This window comes from Halovenus halobia (assembly GCF_051414135.1).
Lineage (GTDB): Archaea > Halobacteriota > Halobacteria > Halobacteriales > Haloarculaceae > Halovenus > Halovenus halobia.
The window spans coordinates 148,523-172,307 of record NZ_JBLKOA010000007.1 but is presented as its reverse complement, the minus strand read 5'-3'; the positions used below and the strand labels follow the sequence as shown (position 1 = coordinate 172,307).

At 59.6% G+C, this 23,785-nt stretch carries 25 protein-coding genes, 1 tRNA gene and 1 pseudogene; 6 read left to right on the top strand and 21 right to left on the bottom strand.

Translation table 11 applies throughout. The annotated features are described in order from the left end of the window. Window positions 1–174: 174 nt before the first annotated feature. Together ACMGFM_RS15150 and ACMGFM_RS15145 are read left to right on the top strand one after the other, a co-directional pair. Window positions 175–564, top strand: a pseudogene (locus ACMGFM_RS15150) (ABC transporter permease); the annotation flags it as partial. Window positions 565–623: 59 nt separating this feature from the next. Next, complete coding sequence (locus ACMGFM_RS15145; RefSeq protein WP_436903500.1) at window positions 624–2,171, top strand: long-chain-fatty-acid--CoA ligase; 1,548 nt, start codon at window positions 624–626, stop codon at window positions 2,169–2,171. Between the two features lie 30 nt (window positions 2,172–2,201). On the opposite strand, the gene ACMGFM_RS15140 is transcribed toward ACMGFM_RS15145, so the two are convergent. The 5 genes from ACMGFM_RS15140 to ACMGFM_RS15120 form a co-directional block, all read right to left on the bottom strand. Next, window positions 2,202–4,133, bottom strand: a complete 1,932-nt coding sequence (locus ACMGFM_RS15140; RefSeq protein WP_436903499.1) for a cryptochrome/deoxyribodipyrimidine photo-lyase family protein — start codon at window positions 4,131–4,133, stop codon at window positions 2,202–2,204. A gap of 108 nt (window positions 4,134–4,241) precedes the next feature. Further along, entirely contained in the window at window positions 4,242–5,408 is a 1,167-nt protein-coding gene (arsB, locus tag ACMGFM_RS15135) for an ACR3 family arsenite efflux transporter (protein ID WP_436903498.1), read from the bottom strand. Window positions 5,409–5,495: 87 nt separating this feature from the next. Next, the gene (locus ACMGFM_RS15130) at window positions 5,496–5,933 is read right to left on the bottom strand and encodes a low molecular weight phosphatase family protein (protein WP_436903497.1); all 438 of its coding nucleotides are present in this window, start codon (window positions 5,931–5,933) and stop codon (window positions 5,496–5,498) included. Then, complete coding sequence (locus tag ACMGFM_RS15125; protein ID WP_436903496.1) at window positions 5,930–6,328, bottom strand: ArsR/SmtB family transcription factor; 399 nt, start codon at window positions 6,326–6,328, stop codon at window positions 5,930–5,932. Before ACMGFM_RS15125 ends, ACMGFM_RS15130 begins: the two co-directional genes overlap by 4 nt. 114 nt (window positions 6,329–6,442) lie before the next feature. Beyond that, window positions 6,443–6,625, bottom strand: a complete 183-nt coding sequence (locus ACMGFM_RS15120) for a hypothetical protein (protein ID WP_436903495.1) — start codon at window positions 6,623–6,625, stop codon at window positions 6,443–6,445. A gap of 103 nt (window positions 6,626–6,728) precedes the next feature. Between ACMGFM_RS15120 and ACMGFM_RS15115 the strand changes: the two genes are divergently transcribed. Then, complete coding sequence (locus tag ACMGFM_RS15115; RefSeq protein ID WP_436903494.1) at window positions 6,729–7,895, top strand: M24 family metallopeptidase; 1,167 nt, start codon at window positions 6,729–6,731, stop codon at window positions 7,893–7,895. 10 nt (window positions 7,896–7,905) lie between these two features. Here the strand turns inward: ACMGFM_RS15115 and ACMGFM_RS15110 are convergent, their stop codons facing one another. Both ACMGFM_RS15110 and ACMGFM_RS15105 read right to left on the bottom strand, forming a co-directional pair. Next, window positions 7,906–8,778, bottom strand: coding sequence for a mechanosensitive ion channel family protein (locus ACMGFM_RS15110; RefSeq protein ID WP_436903493.1), 873 nt, complete (start codon window positions 8,776–8,778; stop codon window positions 7,906–7,908). A gap of 40 nt (window positions 8,779–8,818) precedes the next feature. Further along, entirely contained in the window at window positions 8,819–9,592 is a 774-nt protein-coding gene (locus ACMGFM_RS15105) for an enoyl-CoA hydratase/isomerase family protein (protein WP_436903492.1), read from the bottom strand. 114 nt (window positions 9,593–9,706) lie between these two features. Between ACMGFM_RS15105 and ACMGFM_RS15100 the strand changes: the two genes are divergently transcribed. Continuing rightward, window positions 9,707–10,318, top strand: coding sequence for a metal-dependent hydrolase (locus ACMGFM_RS15100; protein ID WP_436903491.1), 612 nt, complete (start codon window positions 9,707–9,709; stop codon window positions 10,316–10,318). Here ACMGFM_RS15100 and ACMGFM_RS15095 read toward each other — a convergent pair. From ACMGFM_RS15095 to ACMGFM_RS15040, 12 genes are all read right to left on the bottom strand, one after another. After that, window positions 10,315–11,016: an endonuclease III domain-containing protein gene (locus ACMGFM_RS15095; protein WP_436903490.1), complete on the bottom strand. Its 702-nt coding sequence runs from the start codon at window positions 11,014–11,016 to the stop codon at window positions 10,315–10,317. The genes ACMGFM_RS15100 and ACMGFM_RS15095 overlap by 4 nt on opposite strands. A gap of 60 nt (window positions 11,017–11,076) precedes the next feature. Then, a complete protein-coding gene (locus ACMGFM_RS15090; RefSeq protein ID WP_436903489.1) occupies window positions 11,077–11,838 on the bottom strand; it encodes a pirin family protein in 762 nt (253 codons plus the stop codon). Window positions 11,839–11,905: 67 nt separating this feature from the next. Further along, window positions 11,906–12,283 (bottom strand): hypothetical protein, encoded by a 378-nt coding sequence (locus tag ACMGFM_RS15085; RefSeq protein ID WP_436903488.1) that lies wholly within the window; start codon window positions 12,281–12,283, stop codon window positions 11,906–11,908. Further along, window positions 12,280–13,368, bottom strand: a complete 1,089-nt coding sequence (locus ACMGFM_RS15080; RefSeq protein WP_436903487.1) for an NAD-dependent epimerase/dehydratase family protein — start codon at window positions 13,366–13,368, stop codon at window positions 12,280–12,282. Before ACMGFM_RS15080 ends, ACMGFM_RS15085 begins: the two co-directional genes overlap by 4 nt. Before the next feature lie 53 nt (window positions 13,369–13,421). Further along, window positions 13,422–14,705: a hypothetical protein gene (locus ACMGFM_RS15075; RefSeq protein ID WP_436903486.1), complete on the bottom strand. Its 1,284-nt coding sequence runs from the start codon at window positions 14,703–14,705 to the stop codon at window positions 13,422–13,424. A gap of 391 nt (window positions 14,706–15,096) precedes the next feature. Continuing rightward, entirely contained in the window at window positions 15,097–15,600 is a 504-nt protein-coding gene (locus ACMGFM_RS15070) for a hypothetical protein (RefSeq protein WP_436903485.1), read from the bottom strand. Between the two features lies 1 nt (window position 15,601). Continuing rightward, window positions 15,602–16,066, bottom strand: coding sequence for a hypothetical protein (locus ACMGFM_RS15065; RefSeq protein ID WP_436903484.1), 465 nt, complete (start codon window positions 16,064–16,066; stop codon window positions 15,602–15,604). Between the two features lie 652 nt (window positions 16,067–16,718). Beyond that, window positions 16,719–16,940: a DUF8066 domain-containing protein gene (locus tag ACMGFM_RS15060; protein ID WP_436903483.1), complete on the bottom strand. Its 222-nt coding sequence runs from the start codon at window positions 16,938–16,940 to the stop codon at window positions 16,719–16,721. Between the two features lie 265 nt (window positions 16,941–17,205). After that, window positions 17,206–17,691 (bottom strand): DUF8154 family protein, encoded by a 486-nt coding sequence (locus tag ACMGFM_RS15055; protein WP_436903482.1) that lies wholly within the window; start codon window positions 17,689–17,691, stop codon window positions 17,206–17,208. Further along, window positions 17,684–18,403: a nucleotidyltransferase domain-containing protein gene (locus ACMGFM_RS15050; protein ID WP_436903481.1), complete on the bottom strand. Its 720-nt coding sequence runs from the start codon at window positions 18,401–18,403 to the stop codon at window positions 17,684–17,686. Before ACMGFM_RS15050 ends, ACMGFM_RS15055 begins: the two co-directional genes overlap by 8 nt. Window positions 18,404–18,882: 479 nt before the next feature. Further along, window positions 18,883–18,955: transfer RNA gene (locus ACMGFM_RS15045), tRNA-Gln, on the bottom strand. A 95-nt stretch (window positions 18,956–19,050) separates the two neighbouring features. Continuing rightward, window positions 19,051–19,302 carry an MTH865 family protein gene (locus ACMGFM_RS15040; protein WP_436903480.1) on the bottom strand — a complete coding sequence of 84 codons (252 nt, stop codon included), beginning with the start codon at window positions 19,300–19,302 and terminating at the stop codon, window positions 19,051–19,053. A gap of 178 nt (window positions 19,303–19,480) precedes the next feature. Between ACMGFM_RS15040 and ACMGFM_RS15035 the strand changes: the two genes are divergently transcribed. Then, the gene (locus ACMGFM_RS15035; protein WP_436903479.1) at window positions 19,481–21,700 is read left to right on the top strand and encodes a DUF7282 domain-containing protein; all 2,220 of its coding nucleotides are present in this window, start codon (window positions 19,481–19,483) and stop codon (window positions 21,698–21,700) included. 13 nt (window positions 21,701–21,713) lie between these two features. On the opposite strand, the gene ACMGFM_RS15030 is transcribed toward ACMGFM_RS15035, so the two are convergent. Further along, a complete protein-coding gene (locus ACMGFM_RS15030; protein ID WP_436903478.1) occupies window positions 21,714–22,409 on the bottom strand; it encodes an SDR family NAD(P)-dependent oxidoreductase in 696 nt (231 codons plus the stop codon). 40 nt (window positions 22,410–22,449) lie between these two features. Then, window positions 22,450–23,088, bottom strand: a complete 639-nt coding sequence (locus ACMGFM_RS15025; RefSeq protein WP_436903477.1) for a class I SAM-dependent methyltransferase — start codon at window positions 23,086–23,088, stop codon at window positions 22,450–22,452. Between the two features lie 268 nt (window positions 23,089–23,356). Between ACMGFM_RS15025 and ACMGFM_RS15020 the strand changes: the two genes are divergently transcribed. Next, a complete protein-coding gene (locus tag ACMGFM_RS15020) occupies window positions 23,357–23,764 on the top strand; it encodes a hypothetical protein (protein WP_436903476.1) in 408 nt (135 codons plus the stop codon). Window positions 23,765–23,785: the final 21 nt, after the last annotated feature.

Below are 23,785 nucleotides of genomic sequence, written 5' to 3'. Positions count from 1 at the left end.
CTGCTGCCGAAAGAACACCGTCCGGTTCAGGGAGCTTTAACACACTTCTGAACCGGACGTCTTCCTCAATCAGAGCGACGCTTCAGTTCCGCTGCTCACGTCGGTTGGGAAGTACCGATCTTCCTCACGACCCAGTATCTCGAAGAGGCCGACCAACTCTGTGACAGACTGTCGGTTATCGCGGTCGGGATTCTGTTCTCACTGTGGTTCGTCGCGTTCTCGAACGCGCTGGCGATTCTCACCCGCGACCAGGAGTCGACAATCATCGGCGCGAACCTGCTGCAGTTTCCGTTGCTTTTCCTGTCGAGTGCGTTTCTCCCACTGCAAGCACTGCCGTCGTGGATCCAGACCTTTGCACGAATCAACCCAGTGACCTACGGCGTCGACGCCACACGCTCGCTGATGGTCGACCAGGATGTGATGACCGTCATCGAGGTGTCGTGGTTCGGCGGCATGCTCGACGGTGTGGTTCCGGGGGTCCTCGTACTGGTCGGCATTGACTTCTTCGGGGGTGCGATTGCAGTGTCCCTGCTTTCGCGGGCGTCCAGTGGCGACGTGGCCTGACAGGGCCCGCGGTAGTATTTAGTGACCTTCGAGCGAACCCACTGCTGGGGGGACCGATAATGCACCCAACACTGCGCGATACACTCGAACAGACCGCCGAAAAGTATCCCGACAAGGACGGGCTGATCTACCCACGCCGAGACCAGCACTGGACGTTCGAGGAGTTCGACACCAAGGCGAACCAGCTTGCGAACGCTCTTGCCGACGTAGGCATCGAGAAGGGGGACCGCGTTTCGACGATGCTCCACAACGGCTCAGAGATTGTGTTGACAGTATTCGCCTGTGCGAAACTCGGCGCGGTTTTCAACCCACTGAACTACCGACTGCCCGCTGGCGAAATCGAGTACATTCTCAACGACGCCGAATCGAGTGCCTTGATTTTCGAGGACGCCACACAGGATGCTGTCGCTGACGCTCGTGATAATCTGGACACCGTCGAGCAGTACTTTTCCATCGACGCGGATGGCCCGACGTGGGCTGGTGATTTCTACGACGCGCTGTCGGCCGGTTCCACACACCGACCCGAGACGGTCGTGGAGGAGGACGACATCTACGCCTTCATCTATACCTCGGGGACCACTGGCCGACCGAAGGGCGTCGTCCACGAGCACCGCGATATGGTGGAGCACAACCTCATCTGCATCGCTGAGGGTGGGATTCGCCGCGACGATGTTGGGCTCTCTGCGTTCCCGCTGTATCACTGTGCGGAACTGCAGGCGGCGCTGTTCCCGCGCATTCACGTCGGTGCGACGAGTATCATCCACCACGATTTCGACCCTGTGCGGGCCTTGCAGACCATCGACGAATACGACGTGTCGCTGTTTTTCGCCGCGCCAACCGGGTGGAATGGACTGTTGCAGGCTGCCGAGGAGGTCGACGCCGACGTCTCGTCGCTCCGACTGGGGCTGTACGGCGCTGCGCCGATGCCGAGAGAGGTGCTCGATGGCTGCCTGGACGTCTTCGACGCGGGCTACCTGCAGGCCTACGGAATGACCGAAATCGGTCCCTGTGGCAGCTTCCAGTATCCAGAAGACCAGGTCTCCAAGCAGGGCTCGGCAGGGTTGCCGGCACTGAACCACGACCTCCGGATCGTCGAACCGGATGGCGACCCGACCGACGAGGTACCTCAGGGAGAGGTTGGCGAGATTCTGTTCGCTGGCCCGTGTACGATGCGAGAGTACTGGAACCGACCGGACGCGACCGCAGACTCGTTGCGGGAAGCCGACGGTCAGGAGTGGTACTACACCGGGGATCTGGGCTATCGCGACGAGGACGGCTATCTCTTCGTCGTCGACCGCAAGGACGACATGATAATCACTGGCGGGGAGAACGTCTATCCGACGGAGGTTGAGGACGTACTGTTCACCCACGACGACGTTGTTGAGGCGGCTGTCGTTGGCGAACCACACGACGAGTGGGGCGAGCAGGTGGTCGCCTATGTTGTTGGTGACTCGTCTGAAGAAGCTCTTGACCAGTATCTCAAAGAGTCCGAGGCGCTGGCGGATTTCAAGCGACCACGGGCGTACCACTTCGTCGACGAACTCCCGAAAAATCCCAGCGGCAAGGTCCAGAAGTTCAAACTCCGAGAGGACGGCGCTGACGCCTAGTCCGCGCTCGGACCGACAGGACACCTGCGCTCAATCGAACCGACCGATTGCCGTCTGTTCTGAATCACTCTCGTCTCCTTTGGGCTCCGACGATTGATCCGGGACTGCTCTCCGGTCGTCTGGTGATGGTTCACCTGCCTGTTCAGCGCTTCCTGTTGGCAGCGGTTCGTCTTCATCTGGTTCGCCGTGGCCCTCAGCAACCGACATCTCCGTGTCGCCCGCAGTGTCTTGCTTCTCCCCCTCGCCCACAATATCTGACAGCGAGATCTGTGTCCCCGACTCGGTATCTTTGTCACCGTATCGTTTCGCAATCGCCTGTGCCGCTCCGTAGCCGCCGGAAAAGGAGGCTCGTTTTGCGATTTCCGGCCGACCGAGTTGTCGGGCTGCCTCGGGTCTCTGTCGTTCGTACGTCGACCAGAACGCCTCGCGCTGGGCCTCGTAGTCGACCACTGGCCGGGGATACGTGTCACCAATCACGACGCCGCAGTCGTCCTGTACCGACAGTGGTGTTCGCTCTGGCTGGTCGAGAAACTGACTCGGCAACTCGTCAAGTTCGGGCACCCAGCCAGTGATCCACTCCCCGTCGGGGTCTTGGTCACGGACCTGCTTTCGAGGGTTGTACACCCGCTGGGATGGCTTGCCGATCAGCCCGGCCTGGCTCTGCCACTGCGTGTAGTTGATGCCAACGTCGCTGTCGATGAGATGGTGGTGATACCAGTCGGCACCGAGTCGCCAGGGCTGTTTGAGAATGTGCGCGAAAAAGGAGGCACACATCGCGCGCATCCGGAAGTTCAGCCAGCCAGTTTCGGCCAGACAGCGCATCGAGGCGTCGACCATCGGAAAGCCAGTCTCGCCGCGCTTCCACGCCGCGACAAGCTCTGGGTCGTGGTTGTCGGAATTTTTGCCCTCGAAGACAGGATTAACTGCACGGTCTGTCCAGCCCGGCCAGTCGGCGAGTTTCTGGTTGTAGTGAAGATTCCAGACCAGCCGACTCTCGAACATATCCTGGCCGCGACACTCCGGCGCATTCTCGTCGACGTACTGGTGGACTTGCCGGACCGAGAGTAGCCCGAAGTTGAGATACGGCGAGAGACCACTGGTTCCATCGCGGGCGTCTCCCGGCGCAGAGATATTCCCGGGGTACGAGCCGATTCTGTCCACGAACTCCCGAAGCTGCGTCGTCGCACCGCGGTGGGTCCCGGTCGGGACGTTCGTCTTCGTCGGCGCGGTGTCGAACGCCTGGTCGACCCGTGCCGGCGTCACTCCCGTATCGAGAACGAGTCGCTTCGCGTCCCACGAAGGGCTATGTTGGGGCGCGGCTAGCCACTTCTCGACGTGTGACTGCCAGTCCGTCCGAGGCCACTCCTCGCCGCGCAGTAGCCCGTCGCCGGAGACGAACTCGACGGCGTTGCCACAGGCCTCTCGGACGCGCTCGTCGCGGCGCAGTCCATATCTGCTGGTCGGTGTCGCCATCGTCCGAACCTGCCACCCGTGGTCGACGAACCGCGACAGCACAGCGACAGGGTCGCCGTAGGCGCAGGTCAGCCCTGGCTGGTCGGGGACAGACAGCGCCTGTACTGCGGCTGAGTTATCAGTAGTGTCGCCAAGAGACCCGGCAGACTCTGGCACATCTCGAACCATCGAGTCAGCGGGCGTGGTAGCGTAGAGTCGCGACAGACTCGTCACAGCTTCGTGGAGGAATCTGATGCGGGCGTCACAGGCGAGGCCGTCCTCGTAGAACGCGGGGTCGAAGACGAACAGCGGACAGACAACGTCGCCGTCGGCGACTGCCTCCGCCAGTGCCCGGTGGTCCTCGACCCGGAGATGTTTGCGGTGCCAGACGACGACGCCGGTCGCATCCGGTTCTGCAGTCACCTCCCCCGGTCTCGGGATATCAGCCGCGAACGGGACGGCTGTCGCGTCGCCGACAGTCGAGTTACGCTCCCCGCTGTGGCCGGTCATCTCTCCTGTTTACCTACGGCCGACAGGCGTTTCAATCCGTCGTAGACGCAGGCCGTCGAACGTGGAGCCAACACCCGGCGGCGTTCGAACTGGGTAGTCTGAGTCCTGTTAGTCGTCTTCGGCTGATGGGCTGGAGCGGCCGTCCACAGACGCTCCGGTCGTCGCTCCCGCCCAGTCGAACCTGCGCTGGAAATACAGCGCGACGTTGACCAGGGCCAGCAGGACCGGCACCTCGATGAGCGGGCCAACGACGGTTGCGAAGGCGACGCCGGAACCAACGCCAAACACCGCGACGGCTACGGCGATAGCGAGCTCGAAGTTGTTCGAGGCGGCGGTGAAGCCGATGGCCGTCGTCGTCGAGTAGTCCGCACCGATACCCCTGCCCATCCCGAAACTCACGAAGAACATCGCCACGAAGTAGATTGTGAGCGGCACGGCGATGAGCAACACATCGCCGGGAGAAGCGACGATGGCACCGCCCTGCGTTGCGAACATCACGACGACGGTAAACAGCAGTGCGACCAGCGTCAACGGGTCGATTTTCGGAATGAACTGCTCGTCGTACCACTCGACGCCTTTGGTCCGGGTGCCAACGTAGCGCGTGAGAAAGCCGCCGGCAAACGGAATGCCGAGGAAGATGACGATGGCCTCGAACACCTGCACCGGTGTCACGTTGAACGTCTCGATACCGGCGACGAGGGTCTCCATCCCCAGCAACGGCGGGAGGAAGAGTCCGAAAAACCAGACGTAGACGCCGTAGGTGACAATCTGGAAGAGACTGTTGAACGCGACGAGGCCGGTGACGTACTCTGTCGAGCCCTCGGCGAGTTCGTTCCAGACCAGCACCATCGCGATACAGCGGGCCATCCCGATGAACACGAGGCCGAGGAAAAACTCCGGCCGCGCCGGCAATCCCGGGACGAGCCCGCTGAAGAAGAACACGGCGAGTCCGAACATGAGTGTCGGCCCGATGAGCCAGTTCTGGACGAGGCTCAACCCGAGCACTCGCCAGTTGCTGAACACCGCACGGAGCTGTGAGTAGTCGGCTTTCGCCAGCGGCGGATACATCATCGCGACGAGACCGATTTCGACGAGGTGGAACTGCTGAATCGGCTGGGTGACTGACGGCGCGACGAACCCGAGTCCCACGCCGACTGCCATCGCCCCGAATATCCAGACGGTGAGATACTTGTCGAGGAAATCCATCGACTGCGGGTCTCCACAGCTCTCACAGCCGCAGTTCGGCCCATGTTCGTGGACGGTTGCGTCACTCATCGGTCTTCTCCAGAGATGGGCTCGCTCACGTCGAGACCCTGTCCTGTCCGTGCGTCAGTCTCGAACGCTCTGACACATGTGGGTGTGTCAGGCACTGGTGGTCACCTCTGCTTCGATTTCGTCGAACAGCGCACTGACACGCTCGCTGACTTCGTCGCGAATCTCCCGAACCCGCTCCATATCCTGTCCGTCGGGGTCCTCCAGTGCCCAGTCTCGAATCTCGACACTGGTTGCGTCGAGTTCGAGCGTCGAACAGCCCATGGTAGCGACGTACGCACAGGATTCGAGTTCTGCCGTCGATACCTTTCGAGGCGTCTTGTCAGACAGGTCGATTCCAGTTTCGTCCATCACCGTCACAACCTCCTCGTGGACGTGGTCCGCGGGGCGAGTTCCGCCGGTGATGACCTCAACCTGGTCGGTGAGTCCGCGCTGCTGGCGTTCGCGTTCGGCGAATGCCGCCGACATCTGCGACCGGCCGGCGTTCTGCACACAGACGAAGCCGACCCGAAGCGGTTCGTCGGTCATTGTCCATCCTCACGAGTCTCGTCGAGTGCACCAATCAGGGCTTCGGCGCGGTCGGTCACGTCGTAGTACCGCCACGTCCCGTCTTTGCGACGAGTAACGAGGCCAGCATCCTGCAGGTCCGAGAGTGCGTGGCTAATCGCACTGTCGCTGATGTCGACGATGGCTGTAATCTCACAGACGCAGAGTTCCCGGTCTGCAGCGTCTAGCAGCCGAACGATGGTGTGGCGGGTATCGTTACCCAGCGTTTTGAGGGCGGTGAGGTCGGCGTCGGGGTTCGACGGGCCTTCTGACTGGTAGGTCCTGAGTGTGTCGAGTCGCTGTTCGACATCACCGTCACAACACTCCCCGAGTTCGTCGGCGATGAGTCGTTCGAGTCGCTCTGTCTGCTGGCTCATACTTGCACGATTGAACATCTCTGCAGATAGTTGTTGCGGTGGCGAGCTGCTGACCGGTGAGCGGACAGTCTACTGACACAACGCGGCGAGCTGTCCTGTCTCAGTTCGACACAGTCACGCCCCGCTGCCTGACTCGTAATCGGGGTTCTCGTCGCCGAGTCGGGCCACGACGACGCCGGCGACGAAACAGAGAGCGCCAACGGTAAACAGCCCAATTCTCAGCCACGTCTGCGAAACCAGCACACCAGCCCCGACGAAGACGGCAAAGGCGATGTGCAGTACTGCGGTCCAGTTCATAGCCGACCGTTGGCGAGCGCCGACAAAAACCCCGCGAGACTGTGCTCGCTCGACTGGCTGTGACCACCAGACCGTTTAATAGCGACTGTGCGGTAGCCTACCTGTGACAACTGCTGTCCCGCCAACAGAATTTAGTGCTCGAATTCAGGCAGTCCGCGAACGACTTGAGAACAGCGAGGCTGACGCTGTTGTCTGGTTCGACGCAACGAGTATCGAGTACATCACTGGCTTCCAGCATATCCAGACTGAACGACCGGTTGTACTCGCACTCACCCGTGACCGGATTTCGATTACCGTGCCACGGTTAGAGGTCGACCGGGTTGGAGGCAACGAGCGCATCGACGATGTGCATAGCTACTTCGACTATCCCGGCGGCGAGCCAATCGCGACGATTGCCGAGATGCTCGATGGAATGGACGCCGACTCCGTCCTCGCGGATATGGACGGTGCCCCGGGTGTGATGGGCTACGAGGGGCCGCCGCTGAGTGAGTTCCTCGATGTCGATACCCAGGAGTGGGTGCCGGAGATGCGCGAGGCGAAAAGCGACGCCGAAATCGACCTTATCAGGGAATCGGCGAAGTGGGCAAATCTCGGCCACCAGTATCTGGCCGACTTCACGGAGGTTGGTGCCCATCCGACGACAGTCAGCCAGCGCGCCTCGATGGAAGCCTCACGGGCGATGCTCGATACGCTGGGCTCTGAGTACGCTGTCCGAGAGCGTGGCGACGGCCCGGTTCATGCTGGCTACATCAGCGGCGAGGAGACGGCGCTGCCCCACGGCCACACGCCAAACGAGCGACTCTCTCGCGGGGATGTGCTCATCACCGGCGCGACGGCAAACGTCGACGGCTACTACTCCGAACTCGAACGGACGATGTTCGTCGGTCGGGTGACCGACGAGCAAGAACACTACTTCGAGTTGATGCTCGAAGCCCAGGAGACTGCCTTCGAGGCAATGGGGCCGGGCGTTCCCGTCAGTGATGTGGACCAGGCCGTCTGGGACTACTTCGAGAAACAGGGAATTACCGACCTCGCACAGCACCACGTCGGGCACAATATTGGCCTCGGTGCGCACGAACCGCCCTACATCGACCGCGGGAGCGAGGCGACGATGGAACCGGGCAACGTCTACACAATCGAACCCGGACTCTACACCGACGAAGCGGGCTATCGACACTCGGACACTGTCGCAATCACCGAGGATGGGCTGGACTTTCTCACCTACTTCCCGCGGGACTTAGAGTCGAATATCATCACCGGCGACGCGTAAATTCCCCATTCTATCCGTCGGCCGACTGCGGCGACTGCGCCACGTCCTCGACAGCAACTGTCCCGGAGAGGCTGTGCTGTGTGGTCGTACTGAGGTCGATTCCAGCCCGCTCACAGCGCTCTTTCACGTCGCGGATGTACGCCGACCGCGTCGCAGAGAAATCCTCGCGGTCAGGGTCAGAGATCCAGATGCGAGACTGGAGCAGGACTGCCGTATCACCGAGGTCGATAATCCGGACGCTCGGTCCGGGGTCGTCCAGGATTCCCTCGGACTCCTCGGCGGCCGAGTGCAGAATGTCCGTTGTTTTATCGATGTCGTCTCCGTAGCCAATCCCGAAGATGTAGGAGATACGGAGCCGTTCGTTACTCATTCGGTTCGTAACTGCGGTGGTCGCGAGTTCGGTGTTCGGCACTGTCACCGTCTCGTTGTCGAACGTTCGGACGCGGGTAACTCTGAAGCCGATGTCGTCGATGAATCCCGCACGGTCGTCCCACTCGATCCAGTCGCCGATGTTGAAGTTCTTGTCCTGGACGATAAACACGCCAGCGACAAAATTCGAGAGCACGTCCTGTGCGGCGAAGCCGACTGCAAGCGTCAGCGCCGCAACGATCAGTGCACCGCCACCGAGAATGCCACTGAACCCGGCCGCGCCGAAACCAATTGCGACCGCTCCGACGACAACCGCCAACCGTAGCACCTTTTCGATGGCGCGTTCGAGCGTTGGCTCGAACTTCCGGCGGGCAAACAGCCACTGCGCTGCTGGCAGCAACACGAACCGTCCGAACAGGTACACGACGAGCGTGACGACGACAAACTCGGTTACCTGCCCGACCAACTGTCCGTACTTTGAGGTGAGGCCCGGAAACCGCGGAAGCGCTGTCATCACGCCAGCCATATCGGCCGCGCCGATAAAATCCTCCTGGTTACTCGAATTCTGGTTCTCTGTCTTCGACGAAGGCAGCCATTCCCTCACGCTGGTCGGGCGTGCCGAACAGACTTGCGAAAGCGCGTTTTTCGTAGTCCAGCCCCGCGTTCTGACTCGCTTCGTACCCCTGTGCAATCGACTGCTTTGCCGTCTGGAGCGCAAATGCTGGCTTGCTAGCTACTTCTTCTGCGAGTTCTGTGGCTCGGGCGTCAAGTTCGTCGTCAGGGACAACCTCACCGACGAGGCCAACCTCCCGTGCACGCTCGGCGTCCAGTCGCTGGCCGAGGTAGATCATCCGGCGGGCTGTCTCGTCACCGACCAGCCGCGGCAGTCGCTGTGTCGCGCCCCAGCCGGGAATAATCCCGAGGTCGATTTCCGTGTTTCCGATGACGGCTGACTCGCTGGCAATCCGTAGGTCACAGGCAATGGCCATCTCACAGCCACCGCCGAAGGCAAAGCCGTTGACCGCAGCGATAGTCACGCCCGGAAACTCCGCCAGTGAGTCTGCGACTGCGTGCCCGAGTGCGCCCCACTCCTGGGCCGCTTCTGTCCCGAGGTCTTTCATGTACTTGATATCCGCACCGGCGATGAAGGCGTCCTCACCTGCCCCCGTAACGACCAGCGCACGGACGCCTGCGTCCTGCGCTTCGGTCACTGCTTGGCCCATCGCTTCCAGCGTTTCGACGTTCAGCGCATTCAGTGCCTCCGGCCGGTCGACCGTGAGTGTCCCGACATTGCCATCTACCTCCAGACTGACTAGTTCTGACTCCATACCCAGATTCTCTACTGGAACGCCAATAAAATCCGGTGGCCAGTTCTGAGTGGGTGTGAGGGTGTATCACGACACTCGGAATACCAATATAGCGTGAGGCCGTACTATCTGAGAATGATGGCCACGACGCACGCGCTGGTGGGGATGGTACTCCTCAGCGCGACGGGACTGTTCGCCCCGGAGTATCTGCCTGTAGCCGTGGCTGGCGCGGCTGTTGGCGGCATCGTCCCGGACCTGGACCTGCTCGGGAACCACCGCCGCACGCTTCACTTCCCAGTGCTTTACTCGGCTGGAGCGCTCGCGCTAGTCGCTATCGCGGCCACAATACCGACAATTCTGACGGTTGGCCTTGCTGCTGTTCTGCTGTCGGCCGCGCTCCACTCGGCAATGGACGCCCTCGGTGGTGGCCTCGAAGTCAAGCCATGGAAAGGAACCTCCGACCGGGCGGTCTACAGCCACTACCACGACCGCTGGATTCGGCCGCGTCGCTGGATTCGCTACGATGGCGCGCCGGAAGATGTCGCCCTTGCTGCGGGACTTGCTGGCGTCCTCATCGTGTTCTTTAGCGGCTGGATACAGACAGTCGCGCTCGCTTTCCTCGTCATCTCGGTGCTCTACGGCCTCAGCCGGAAACCACTCGTCGTGGCGGGTGAGTATCTCGTCGAGCGTCTTCCTGCGCACGTGCTCGACCGGATTCCGTTTCAGTTCACCGAGGACCTCTCCTAACAGCCCTCGCAGTCACAGTACGTCTCACAGACTTGATTCGAACAATCCGGGTCTCGGGCCGAGCAGTAGGTTCGGCCGTGGCGGATGAGGAGCACGTGCAGCGGGTAGGTCAGTTCGTCCGGCACGAGGTCACCGAGCACGTCGTGTGCGCGCTGATTGCTCGCCGACGCGGGGACGAGTCCGAACCGCTTGGAGACGCGTTCGACGTGGGTGTCGACAGCCATCGTTGGCTTGCCGAAGGTGAAGTTGAGGACGACGCTTGCGGTTTTCGGTCCGATGCCCTTGATATCGGTCAGCCACGTCTTCGCCTCGTCGGTGCTCATCGCGTCCAGAAACGCCAGTGAGTACGCTCCACCAGTTTCCTCACGGATGGCCGCGAGCGCCCGCTGGATGCGCTCAGCTTTCTGATTCGGAAGGCCGGCAACACGAATTACTTCGACCAGTTCGTCGGTGTCGGCGGCTTCGATTGCGGCGAAGTCCTCGTAGGTCTCGAACAGCGATTCCGACGCTCGGCGTGTGTTCTCGTCGGCGACGTTCTGTGAGAGAATCGTCGTCACGAGTTGGCGGACGCCCTCGCCGGGGTCCGGGTCGCCGTCGGTGCCGTGGGCACTGGTCGATTCGACTGCCTCGTGCAGGGAAACGAGGTCATCGTGCAACTGTCGGACGCGCGATTCGTCCCACTCCGCGTGTGTCGACATACTCGCCCCAGGGACTGTCTACACTTCAAGACCGCGGGACTGAGTTGTGGTGGCTCTCCGTCAGCGACCGATTGTCCCCTGCCGCGTGACTGGTGCCTCGCCGTTGATTGCAAACACGACAACGGTCGAGTCTTCGGTTGCAGTGACGGAGACATCGTCGTCGGTCACGAGTGCGCTCTCGGTGTACCCGACAGTCTCGTCGCCAACGGTAACCGACCCCTCGAAGACGTACAGATAGCTGTCCCAGCCATCTCGTCCGGGGAGGGTGGTCGTCGTGCCGGCACTGAGTCGGCAGTCGTAGAAATCAACGTCGTTGCGGACAGACAGCGGCGCGTGGGTTCCAGTCGGCCCGAACAGGTGGCGCCATTCGTTGGGGGTTGGCTCGGGAATCGGTTCGTGCTGGATATTTGGCTCCAGGTCGAGACTGTGTGGTCGGACGAAAATCTGGAGCATCCGCAGCGGTGGGTCGTCTGCTAGCGTCTCCTCGGCGTGCCAGAAGCCACTGCCAGCACCCATCACCATCAGGTGCTCGGGGTCAGTGACCAGTTCGTTTCCCTGCCGGTCGTCGTGGCGCATCACGCCCTCGGGTACCCACGAGATGATTTCCTCGTTGCGGTGCTGGTGCATCCGAATCAGCGTTCCGGGGTCCATGAACGATTCGACGACAGTCGCCAGCGGGCCGTAGCCGTGGTCGTCGTGGCCGGGCACTGCTCGTCCGGGGAAGTTGAGATGAATCCGGAATTTTCCCTGGTTCTGGGACACGTCTGTTCGTGGTGCCGTGTAGATACCTGACCCAGTCTGGGTCGGTGAGGAATCGCTCATTGGATCTCTGTACTCGGTCAGCGGCTAAATGGGTTCTGCGGGGTCGTTCTCCGGTACGGCGTGAACTCTACGACTCCCACGATGGCTCGTAGTCCTCAGTTCGGTCCTCGATACGGTACAGCCAGTACACGCCGCCTTGCTCTGGCCGGCGGCCAAACAACAGGAAAATAGCCCAGGCTCCGGTCCAGAACCAGAACGGATAGGCAAGCGGGAAAAAGACGGCAAGCAGCACGCTTTTCGTCGTCACAACCGGCAATATCCCGCGGACAGGGAGGTTTCCAACCGTACCGACGAGGAGCGACACCCAGAATACACCGACGACCAGAATACCGAGAAACAGGAACCAGTCTTCGTTCCGACTGGCGAGCCATCGCCGGTAGATGACTGCGGCTATCATGCCACAGACGAACACCACCGGCGCGTCGACGGGGCTGACGAGACTCATGCAATTACACCTCGCTCCTTGCACCACGTAATGTACTCCCAGAGGCCACGCCGGGGGTCACGATACGTAAACTCAAATCCCAACTCGCGGATTTTTTTGTTGGAGTACCACATGTTATTGGAGAGATATTGCGTAATTGGGGCGTCAATTTTCGGTCGCTTGTCTCGCTCCTGTGCAATTTTGTGAATCCGTCGTGAGTGGATTTCGGCATATTTCGACCAGAGTTTGTACACACGATACGGCGTTGGCAGACGAATGCGGGGCACTCCGAGTGATTCTCCAAGAAAAGACAGTAGCTCGTCTTGATTGATGCAGTCACTCACTGCATTGTACGTCTCACCGATGGATTGCGCACGCTTTTCGGTCAGGAACAGCGCGATTCGGGACAAGTCCTCGACGTGGATGCTCGGAAACCTGAACTGCTTCGAGCGTGGGTAGATCCGATAGATAGGTGCAAACCCAAGCTTCGAAACGACGAGGAGGACGTGGTAGACGCCGTATTGATTTCCCGGACCATAGATCGGTGCTGGACGGATAATCGTCAGCGGGAGGTCCTGTTCGTCACGAACTGAGTGCAATACTCGCTCCTGTTCGACTTTGGACTCACAGTACTCGTTGTGTGGGTTATACGATTCGTCTTCAGATTTCGGCTCATCGAACCCCGCCGCGCCGAGAACGCCAAGTGTGCTGAAGTGAACGAACTGGTCAACTCCGGCCGCTGCCGCTAATTCGGCAACGTTTCGTGCCCCCTCGACGTTCACCGCATGGAGTTGGTCCCAGTCGGCGAAGTAATCGAACAACGACGCGGGATGAAAGACAACGTCGAACTCGTGAGACTCGAAAATTGGCTCTAGCGTTTCTCGTTCGGTAATATCCGCCGGATAGAACGGCACTTCCTCCTGCTCGTTGACGAACGTGGGGTCATACGCTGGGTGTGGCGCGTTGTCGGTTTCAGTGTAGAACTGTCCACGGTCAGCCTCTGTAAGGTCAGTTGCGACCACATCCCAGTTTGCCTCAAGCAATTGCTCGACAAGTTTCGTTCCAGTAAACCCGCAGGCACCGGTGACCAGTGCTCTCTCCGACATAGCCGGTACGTTCGAAGAGCGGTAATAATGTATCTTGGGCTTGGATAGCTGGGTTATAAAAAGAGATTGACAACCGGTATCAACAGCGGCACAGCGTTTCCAGAAATCAAACTCAACATCTTATTCACATCTAATGGCCACGTTGGGGCGTCGCGAAAGGCTCCCCACGCGGGGCCTTTACACTCCTCGAAGTCATCGATGGTGTCCCCAGTCGACGGCGTTCGGTCGAGTTCCCAGTTCCCTCGTTCGCCCTGAAAACGCCTCGCTAACAGCTGTTTGTCGCGTTCCATTTTCACATGCATCGACCAAAACGAGTAGTACCCCCACGCGGCAGCACCGGCTGCGTACGCCATGACGGGCCCGAGAAAGCTGATAAACCAGATTGTGAGCACAAGCGGGTCTGTAAACCCAGCAAGTCCCTCGGATGGAAACTCGAGCCCCCCGATAATGTACAACCGATAGGGGAGATACAGTCCTGCGAGTGTGAGAATAATATTGATTCGGGTGGCGAACAGTCCGAAGTCACGGAAACCGCCGTACCCATCGATATGAAACGGCTCGTAGTGGAGGCCAATCTCTCGATATGCTTGCTTCTCGTTCATCAGCATGTTGAAATATCTGACCAGAATGAAGAATTTGAAGACCACCGTCACGAGGATGGCATTCAACAAAAAGTTCACAACCAGTCCGACTGAGTAGTTCAGGTTCTGCGGCCCGGCTCCAAGTATCCACACGATGAGAAACTGGAGCGCGAATACTGTGCCGAATAGTCGTGAGGGACGAACGAGGCCAAGAATCGGGGTTTCAGTTATCGCGTCGTTCAGGTCGGTCAAAAACCGCCGGTACTCCTCTTGATTGTCGATGATGTCGCCGTCACGTTCACCGGCTGCCACGAACAGATGTTCGATACGGAGCGTCGCTTCGTACAGCATCATCCCACCGACCAGAAGCGTAAGGAGATATCCCGACGTGAGGACGACATTTGGTTCCACCTCACTCGGGTGGTCGGCAGTCGCGACGAGAAATAGCGAAATCAGGATGCCGAGCCCGAGAAAACTCACCAATCCATAGACTGCGCCTGCGCTGGGCACTTCCCGAATCTCGATCACGTCGACGTTAGTTAGCAGCCAAAGCAACACTGGGACGATAGCGAGAAACAGGCCGAACAGGGCAGCGTTGCTGCCGTTGAACTGTGGGAGTAGCGCTGACAACCCGGCAACGTCTGAACCGGGGATGAGTTCCGGACCGGCAAACATAACAATCGTCGAAAGCAGGACCAGCAGCGGCACGTGGCGCAGTAACTGTCGCGGCAACCCACTCACGAACTGAAATTGCACTTCGGTCTCTCCGGCCGTTTCTGTCCCGTCACGAACCGTGTCGAAAGTAGGTGGGTGCTCTCCTTCTTGAGTCGGATGGATGAACGGCCACGACCGAGAGAACTTGACCTGGGGAACAACTTCACAGACGCGATGAAAGTGCAGGTCAGACCCTCCGTCGGTCCACCGTATCCACAACGAATCGAGTGACGCTGGATCTTCTGGCCGATCGGCGTCCCATCCCTCCGCTGTCTTGAATCTCCCAACACTACTCGATGAGTCAGACCCACTTGTGTCGTCTTGATTTGTCCCCGATTTAGTCATCCAACTTGTGGCGATATTCCGTCCACTGATAAAAAATTATCTACGGTATCTCACCCACAAAGGGGGTCCGACGCTTCTGGTGTAACAATTACAACAGCTTCTGGGAATCGAAGTAATGTGCGATAACATAGCCGCCTAGGAAGAGGCCACTCCCGACATTTCCGAGGAGATGGTTCTCCTGGCGAACGTACCAGGCTAGGATTGCGATGCCGCTGACAAGAATGGCGATCCCGAGCACGAACCCGACGGCTCGTTTGGTGTCTTCTGGCGCAATTGACCGGAGTTTTGACAGCGCCATAGAGAGCGACCCATCCGACCCTGGGCTGTCTCCAGTCTGGTTGCCATCTTCGGTGGTTTCAACCTCTGCGGTAGGACCAGCAACATCGTCGACGAACACGCCCGTGGCTGCTTTGTGTGCAATCAGGTATCCTGTCCAGGACAGAAAGCCAGCGACGTAGACGAGTGGGAGTCGCCCCTGTGACGCCCAGATGAATCCCGAAGACATCGACATCGCCGTTATCGCCAGCCCGACGACGACGCCAAGCAACTGTCCAACGGCTGGACTCGTCTGTGTCTCTGACATCGTACTCATCTCAGAGCAACACCCCGTTGAGACCGATGTGGCCGAAAATGTACCCGCTGATGCAGACGACCCCAGAGAGAAAGCCCAGTGCCGGGTCCCACGACGCGATGGTCATCGCGAACAGTCGCATTCCAGCGCCGAGTCCGAGCACGCCAAGACTCACAAAGACTCCACTCACCACCACAACGGCCGTCGCCCGTTCTGAGCCGCTTGATGGCTGTGTCTCCGAATCAGGAGAGCCCGACGGGAGCAGTGACTCGTCTGGGTCTCGATAGGTCCCCGCCTGCGTGATGTGATAGCCAGCGAAGAAAAACGCGAAGCCAATCGAGACAATGATCGTTCTCAGCACGAAATGTGGCTCACCGAGTACCGGAAATGAGGGTGCAAACGCAGCGAGCGTTGCGGTCCCTGCACCAAACCCCACGACAATGTTACCGAGCAGTGCCCAGAATCCTTCTCGCCTCCAGTTGACCATACCGGGTGCTGTCACGGTCTGTGTTGATAAAAGTAGGGAGAAACTGCTCCGGTGGTGCGGTCATCGCTGTTCTGTGACAGTATTTGAGTCCGGCGAGTCACTTCTGTGGGTGGATTCGAACCGCCGTCAGTCACGAACTCGTGGCTCGCCGGTCGGCTCGCCACAGAATTAGTAGTTCCGGGCGTCCGCGTGAGCGAAGCGAGCGCGGGCTCGGAAGCGAAGCTTCCGGCGGATTCGAACCACGGTCACTTCGCTCCCTGCTTCGAATCCGGCCGTGGGACTATTACTGCTCGCTATCGCTCGCAGAAAGTAGTCCCGGGCGAACTGGATGGCTGAGGTTGGGAGTCCAGCGCCCGTCAGCACCGGTCAACGACGGCACGAGGTGACATCTCAGCGGATGGTCTATTCAATCTTGTCGACCCAATCTGTTAACGGCTGCGGAGCACCCGCACCTCACGCCGATTGCCATGAGGTCAGTTCTCCGGCTTTATTGAAGCCCTCCTCCAGTGATAGGTTTCAGCCACCGTGGTGAATACAGCGCGCGTATCGGTCACCGTGTGGTGTCGGAATCAGTGCTGTTCGAATCGGTCGATACAGGGCGCGTACGCTGCAATCGGTCGAAAACTGAGTAGCGTCTTACATACTGCCTTCGTCAGTGTTTGTCGGCGATTTTCTCAACTGCGACGACGAACCGATAGAACAGATACAGTGTGAACAGCCCTATGCCGGTACTAATGGTACCGAACACTATAGCTCCGAGCGGGAGCGCGTCTCCACCGTAGACTAATGTGTAGAGAGCGCCTGCGGTAACAAGGGAGACGATCACTGCGGCAATCCATGTCGGGACTTCAAACTCAGCGTTGCTTGTCGCCATACAAACTTCTTGAATACGTAAGGCATTAAACGGATCTTTGGCTCAAAGAGATATTTGATTAACCATCAGAAACATTTAATCAGTCCAGAATGTTGCAAGCTTAGTTCGTCCGCATGCAGGTAATACGGTGATAGACTCACCCTCTATATTCAGCACGCCGGAACTGACAGTGGTTGAGGGCTTCAATAGAGGTAATCAAACCTGTTGCGGATTACACACCGATTATGTTTGCCAGCAATGATTTCAATAACGCCAGTTCTCCCTGTCAGCAGATGCAGTCGTGTACCCGACCGGCAAGTTTCGGGACGTGGTCATGCATACACTCGGCGTACGCCAGCATCGCCTCGGCCTGCTCGGCAGTCGCACGCTCCTGCTGGTAGTATGTCCCGTTGCGGTAGTTCTGCCAGAGTTCGACCAGTTCGTCTTTCGTCGCCTCGGAGAACACGCCAGCCTGCACTCCGTACTCGAATGTGTCCTCGTGGTTCATCAGCTCCTCTGTCTCTGCCAGCCCTCGGTCGACCACGTAGAACTGTACCGTCCGCTCGAGCGCCGCGAACGACCCCTCGACGACCAGCGTGTAGTGCCGATCGATGTCTCGCAACGCCCGAATGCCATCTAAGATGCGACACGCCTTCCGCAACTGGAGGAGCGCGTCGCCTTCCACGTCCAGTCCCGGTTCCACGGTGCCGCGCTGGGTGAACGCCGCCACGGCGGCGCTCAACTCGTCGCTACATGGATCCTCGTCACTCATCGTCGATCACCTCCGCGGCGTCGACACCGCCCAGCACTACGTCTTTCACGCGCCCCAACGCGTCGGAACCGTCGATCACGACGCCCTCGGCCAGCACCTCGTCGATGCCGTCCTCGGCCTCTCCGTGGCTCACCGCCGACTCCACGGACTCGACCAGCACCTCGAACTCATACCGGTTGCCCTCGTCACCGAACCGCTGCTCGCCGAGGTCGACGGCGATGTCAGTCGCCACGCGCCGCGCCTGCAGGAGGTCGTCGCCGTCGTCGACCAGTATCCAGACGTCAATGTCACTGCGGCGATCGGCCTCGCCGCGGGCGACGCTCCCGAACACGACCAGCGCCGAAAACGACGGAACCTCTTCGCGAGCGCGTTCGGCGAACGCTCGTACCGGTTCGCGGAACTCGTCCTGCGGCAGCGCGAAAAGTGGCTCGTCCGGGATTGTCACCCGCTCGCGGTTCAGGCGCACGCGCTTGCTGCGCCCGCTCTCGTCGACGCGGACGAGTTCCAGCTGCTGGAGCAGGTCGACCGCACGTGATGTCGTCTTCGAGCCGTTGTCCGTGATGTCACGGAGTTGACGCACGGCGAATTCCCTGAACGGGTTTCGAATCAGGAGTTCAAGCACGTCCTCCATCGCCCCGTACCGGAACACCTGCTCCTCACCGAAGGGGAAGGGCACATGCAGTCTGATAGAGTGTTCACCAGTAGTGACCATATACACTCTAAGTGTCCAAAAGCCCGAAAATATTTCGCTCTCTCGAGTCTTCCCGTCGGCACTCCTGACACCAGTATCCGGACATGCCGACATGTGGTCTATCCGTCCTTCTCCCACCGTCTTGTGCGATAATCGATGGCGTTTCCTCTCTCTCTCGTTACAGGTTCCAGTGCGCCAGATAGTAGTCTCCCTGACTGTTTCCGTCGTCCGTCAGGAACACAGCGAACCAGCTTTTCCCGGCCCGGTCCACACCGACGTACATACTTCGCCATCACAGGGATGTGACTTACAGATTGAGGGGTGCGAGCGCACAAAAAGTTGGACTACAAACCTCTGGTGGATAGTCCCGGGCGTCCGCGTGAGCGAAGTGAGCGCGGGCTCGGAAGCGAAGCTTCCGGCGGATTCGAACCACGGTCACTTCGCTCCCTGCTTCGAATCCGGCCGTGGGACTATTACTGCTCGCTATCGCTCGCAGAAAGTAGTCCCGGGCGGATTCGAACCGCCGTCAGAGGCTCCAAAGGCCCCTATGATTGGCCACTACACCACGGGACTACATCTTCTCATTGCTGGGTGCCCTACAAGTGTCTTACTGTCGGTCTCGACGCGTCAAAGAAACGCCTCGGCTGGGTGACCAGCCGACTACTGGCTTAGAATTCGCCGTCTTCTTCGAGCGCTTCCATGATGTCGTCGACGAACGACTCGACGTCATCGTATGGGAAGTCGCCGCCGCTGACGGTCTGGTTAAGCTCCATGGCCGTCATGGAGAAATCGCCAGACTCGAAGGACGTGGACGGACCGTTCGGCAGAGCCGGAACGAGGTCCATTGGGCTGTTGATCGGGTAGTCTGCACCTTCGAACGCGTTGGTGAACTGCTCGCGCAGGTCGTCTTTGTCGACCATACCAGCCTGTTTGTAAGTTAGTACAAAAAGAGTGGTGGTTTCGACTCGAGAAAGATTCGCACACCTCGGGGTGATGGCCGGCCGCCGCGGGCCCGTTACCGGTGGGCCACACTGTCGAGTTCATACCATACGTGTTAGCATATATTTTATTATATAGATCGAACGATATGATATACGTATGTCACAGGACCCAGTCGATAGTCCCCAGCGGCGCAGACTTCTTGCAGGCCTCGGTACAGGAGTCGTCGCCTACGGAGCAGGCGTCAGCGCAACAGCAGCCCAGAGCGACGAATTTGACGAAATCTCTGTGAGATTGAACAATATCGCCACAAACGCGTGGGAGGTTACGGAGGCGAGCGACGACGAGTTCGCCGAGACAGGCGTCGGGAATCCCGAGCTAACCTTCCGCGTCGGCAGCCGATACACGATACAGAACAACGGCTGGAGTGCCCACCCACTCGAATTTCGAGATAGTGACGGTGATCCGCTGTTGAGCCAATCCGCTCAGGGTTCGTACGAGGGCGATTCGGAGACGAACTGGGTCGACAACGAAACCTCCGTCTCGTTCACGGTGACGAGCGAACTGGCTGCCGAACTCAGCAGCTACATCTGCACCGTCCACTCTTCGATGGAAGGAACGATTCGGACCATCGACCAGACTGGCACCGATGGACCGGCAGACGTGACGATGAGCGACCAGTCGACCGACGGCACCTCGGTCGTTGTCGACTCTGTTCGTCTCGACGAAGGTGGGTTCGTTACAATCCACGATAGCAGCCTCACCAACGGCGCAACCCTCGAAAGCGTCCGCGGCACCTCCGAGTACCTCGAGGTTGGATCCGTTCAGGACCTCGAAGTCGAACTCGACGACCCACTCACGAGTGGTGACACGCTCATCGCGATGGCCCACCGTGACTCGAACGACAACGAGACCTACGACTTCGTCTCCTCGGGCGGCAACGCCGACGGCCCGTACTCATTCGATGGGAACGCTGTCATCGACGACGCTGACGTCCAGATTAACACCTCCGCGGCAGTCAAAATCGACGACCAGCAGAGCGACGGCACGTCGGTAACTGTTGACTTTGCCCGCCTCGACGATGGCGGATTCGTCACCATCCACGACAGCACCCTCCTCGATGGCGACGCCCTCGGCAGCGTGCGCGGGACGAGCCAGTACTTCGACTCCGGCACACAAGAAGAGTTCACCGTCGAACTCGACGAGGCGCTGACCGAAACCGAGACGGTAATCGCGATGCCCCACCGCGACACGAACGGCAACCAGACCTACGACTTCGTCTCCTCTGAAGCGAACAACGATGGCCCGTACACGGATGATGACGGGGCTATCACAGATAGCGCCGAGGTCCAAGTTGGCGACGCTGTCGAGGCCTCAGTCACCTTCCCCCGACAGGCAACAGCCTCGCCGACGTTCACGCAGGACGAAGCCACCTCGCCTGGCGTTTCAGTCGCCGTAAGCTCGAATGTCGAAAGCGCCGTCGTCGTCACATACGAAGACGGCGAAAATCTCGTCATCGCGGGACTCGGCGTGTTCGGTGCCGACGAACTCGGCGGCGAGAACCCGGTAACGATTGCCGTCGAAGACGCCGGTGGCTTCCCCGGGTCACACACTGCTCACGCCATCCCAACGAGTGACCTCAGCGGCGAGTACGCACCTGGTGACACCGTCTCGATGGACACGGCCGGTGCGGTTGCCGACAACGACACTGCGGTGGTCCACCAGGCAACGCTTACGTTCGAGGACCAGACTTCCGACAGCCCAGTCGAGAGCGGTGACACGGTCGCGACGGTCGACTCTTCGCTCACTGGCGACGTTACCTACACCGTCGACGTCCACGTGACCGACGACGAAGGTGGACTCGTCGCAGCCGAATGGATCGGCTCGACGAACGTCCTCAGCGGCGACAACGAAGGCTCGGAGATTATTGCCGAGCGAACCCCGAGTGACGGCGAGTTCAACGAACTGCCATTTTCCGGCACCGACACCTTCGTCGCGATGATTCACCTCGCGACAGACGCGAGTGCTGGCGATGCTGCCACCCCCGGCACAGGTCCGGTCGTGCCCAACATCGACGGCGAGTCCGGTGCCGTCCCCGGCGGTATCACTGCCACGGCAGAACTCACCGCCGAGATGGACGATGGCGGCGACGACGGTGGAATGGACGGCGGCGACGACGGTGGAATGGACGGTGGCTCCGACGATGGTGACAGCGGTGGGTCGGACGACGGAAGTTCGGATGACGGCGGTCCCGGATTCGGTCCGATTGCCGGTGTCGCAGGCCTCGGTGGCCTCGCGACCTACGCCTACCGAAAGCTGAATCTCGATAGCGAGCCAGCAACGCCAGAAGACGACGGCCTCGACGAAGACGACGAGTAACGAACTCGGTCGGTTACCGCGTTGCTTTTCGCCACTTCTTTCGGTCGACAACCTCGCCGTCAAGCATCTCCGCCGGTGCTTCTGTGGCGGCCCAGAGGAACTGTGCGGCGACATCCTCGGGGTCGTGGCCCTGTTTTTGGCCAGAGAGTTCTGTTGCCACCTGTCCCGGGTCGACAACACCAATCACTTGCTCCGTATCGGCCCCAAATCCTCTGGCGACCGCTTCGGCGGCGGCTTTCGAGACAGCGTAGGAGCCATACCCTGGGTACGGTTCGCGTGCAACAGAGCCAGAGGCAACCAGAATCCGTGCCTCAGGTGCGAGGTGCGGGATTGCCTCGCGAATCGTGGCAAAGGCCCCGCGAGCGTTCGTTCGCATGTGGTCGTCGAAGGCAGAATAGCTTTCTTCGGCCAACGGCGTTGACCCGGCTTCACCGTGGTAGACGGCGGCGTTCGCGACGACGTGGTCGATTGCACCGCCAATTTCGGCGGCCATCTCCATCAGTCGCTCGACGTCGAACTCGTCGCGGACATCTGTTCGGACTGTCGTCGCCTCGCCGCCGTTGGCGTCGATTTCCTCTGCAACGGTTTCGAGTTCGTTCGTACTCCGCGCGCAGATGACAACGTGTGCCCCCGCCTCCGCGAAGGCGTGTGCAACAGCCTTCCCGATTCCACGGCTCGCTCCTGTCACGACAGCAGTATCTCCGTCCATACCGGCTGTTCGGCCCGCTGTCCCTTAATTCCGACCCCCGTCAGTCGAGTCCCAGCACACTGCGAAGCCCCCCGTTCCCCCGGCGTCGCATCCGGCCACGAACCATCGGCGTGACACCGTCGCGGTGCTCGTAGGACAGCAACTCGAAGCGGTCGTCCTCTCGGAACAGCACGCCGGTTTCACGGTTGAGATGGCAGCCGCCGGCGACGGTGTGCCACGCAGGTGCGAGCAGGTCGTGGGCGTGGCCGAGTGCACCATCTGCGCGGACGTGCTCGAGGAAGCGAAACTCACCGCCTGGTTTGAGGACACGAGCAACCTCGGAGAGTGCGGCCTTGTGGTCGGGAATCGTACAAAACACCAGCGACGCGACCACTGCGTCGAAGGAGTCGTCGTCGTACGGCAGCGATTCCGCGCTGGCGTCCGAAAATTCGACGGGAACGCCGAGCTCTGTTGCCCGCTCGCTCGCCTGGCTGCGCATGTGTGGGTCTGGCTCGACAGCGTGCAACTCGACTCCCTCGTTGTAGTAGGAAAACATCGCGCCGGTGCCAGCGCCGATTTCGAGCACTCGGCCGGAGAGTCCGCCCGCAAGTGCCTCTCGGTGCTCCGGAAGCATGGTTCGCTCCGGCACTGCCATCACGGTATCGTACAGCTTCGCCACCACTGGATGTCCATCGGTCATGCCGTCTCTTCGACGAGCGCGATGAAAAGCAGTCCGGCCTCGCGCTCAGCTGAAGACGGCCGGCGCTATTGAAATTCTCAAACGGTGGTCTGTTTTGGGGACGTGCTGAATACAGGGCGCGTATCCCGCACAGAATCCCCCCAGATTCAATCAGATTGGGTCGGTCAGTACAGGTGAGTCACACTGCAATTTGAAACCGTCAGCCGGAGTATACCAAGACCGTAGCTTCCGACAAAGATTTTACCGACAGAGAAGCGAATTAGAATTAATGAATCGTAGACAGTATTTCTCATCCCTGCTTCTTACGGTACCTCTTTCTGGTTGTACGTTGATTTCCCGTACGAACAATCAGAGTCAGACAAGTGATCCGGGCCCATCTGAAGACATTTTCATATTTATCGCCAATGAGCGAGCAGAGCAGATCACAGTTTCACTCACGGTAATGAACAACGACCGATCAGTCATTGGTGAAGAGAGTACTACACTTAGTTCTAAAGAGACCATCAAGGTATATACTGGCATAACTGAGACCGGTGACTACCCATATGTGTTTTCTCTCAATGGACAACAGCAATTCGAGTACACATACAATGTTGATGACTTTCGGCTTCAAAATGGACTTGATATAGACATCTCAGTAGAGGAAAACGACATACAAGTTAGTGCTGAGGATTAGCCGAACTCAGTATGATTTCTG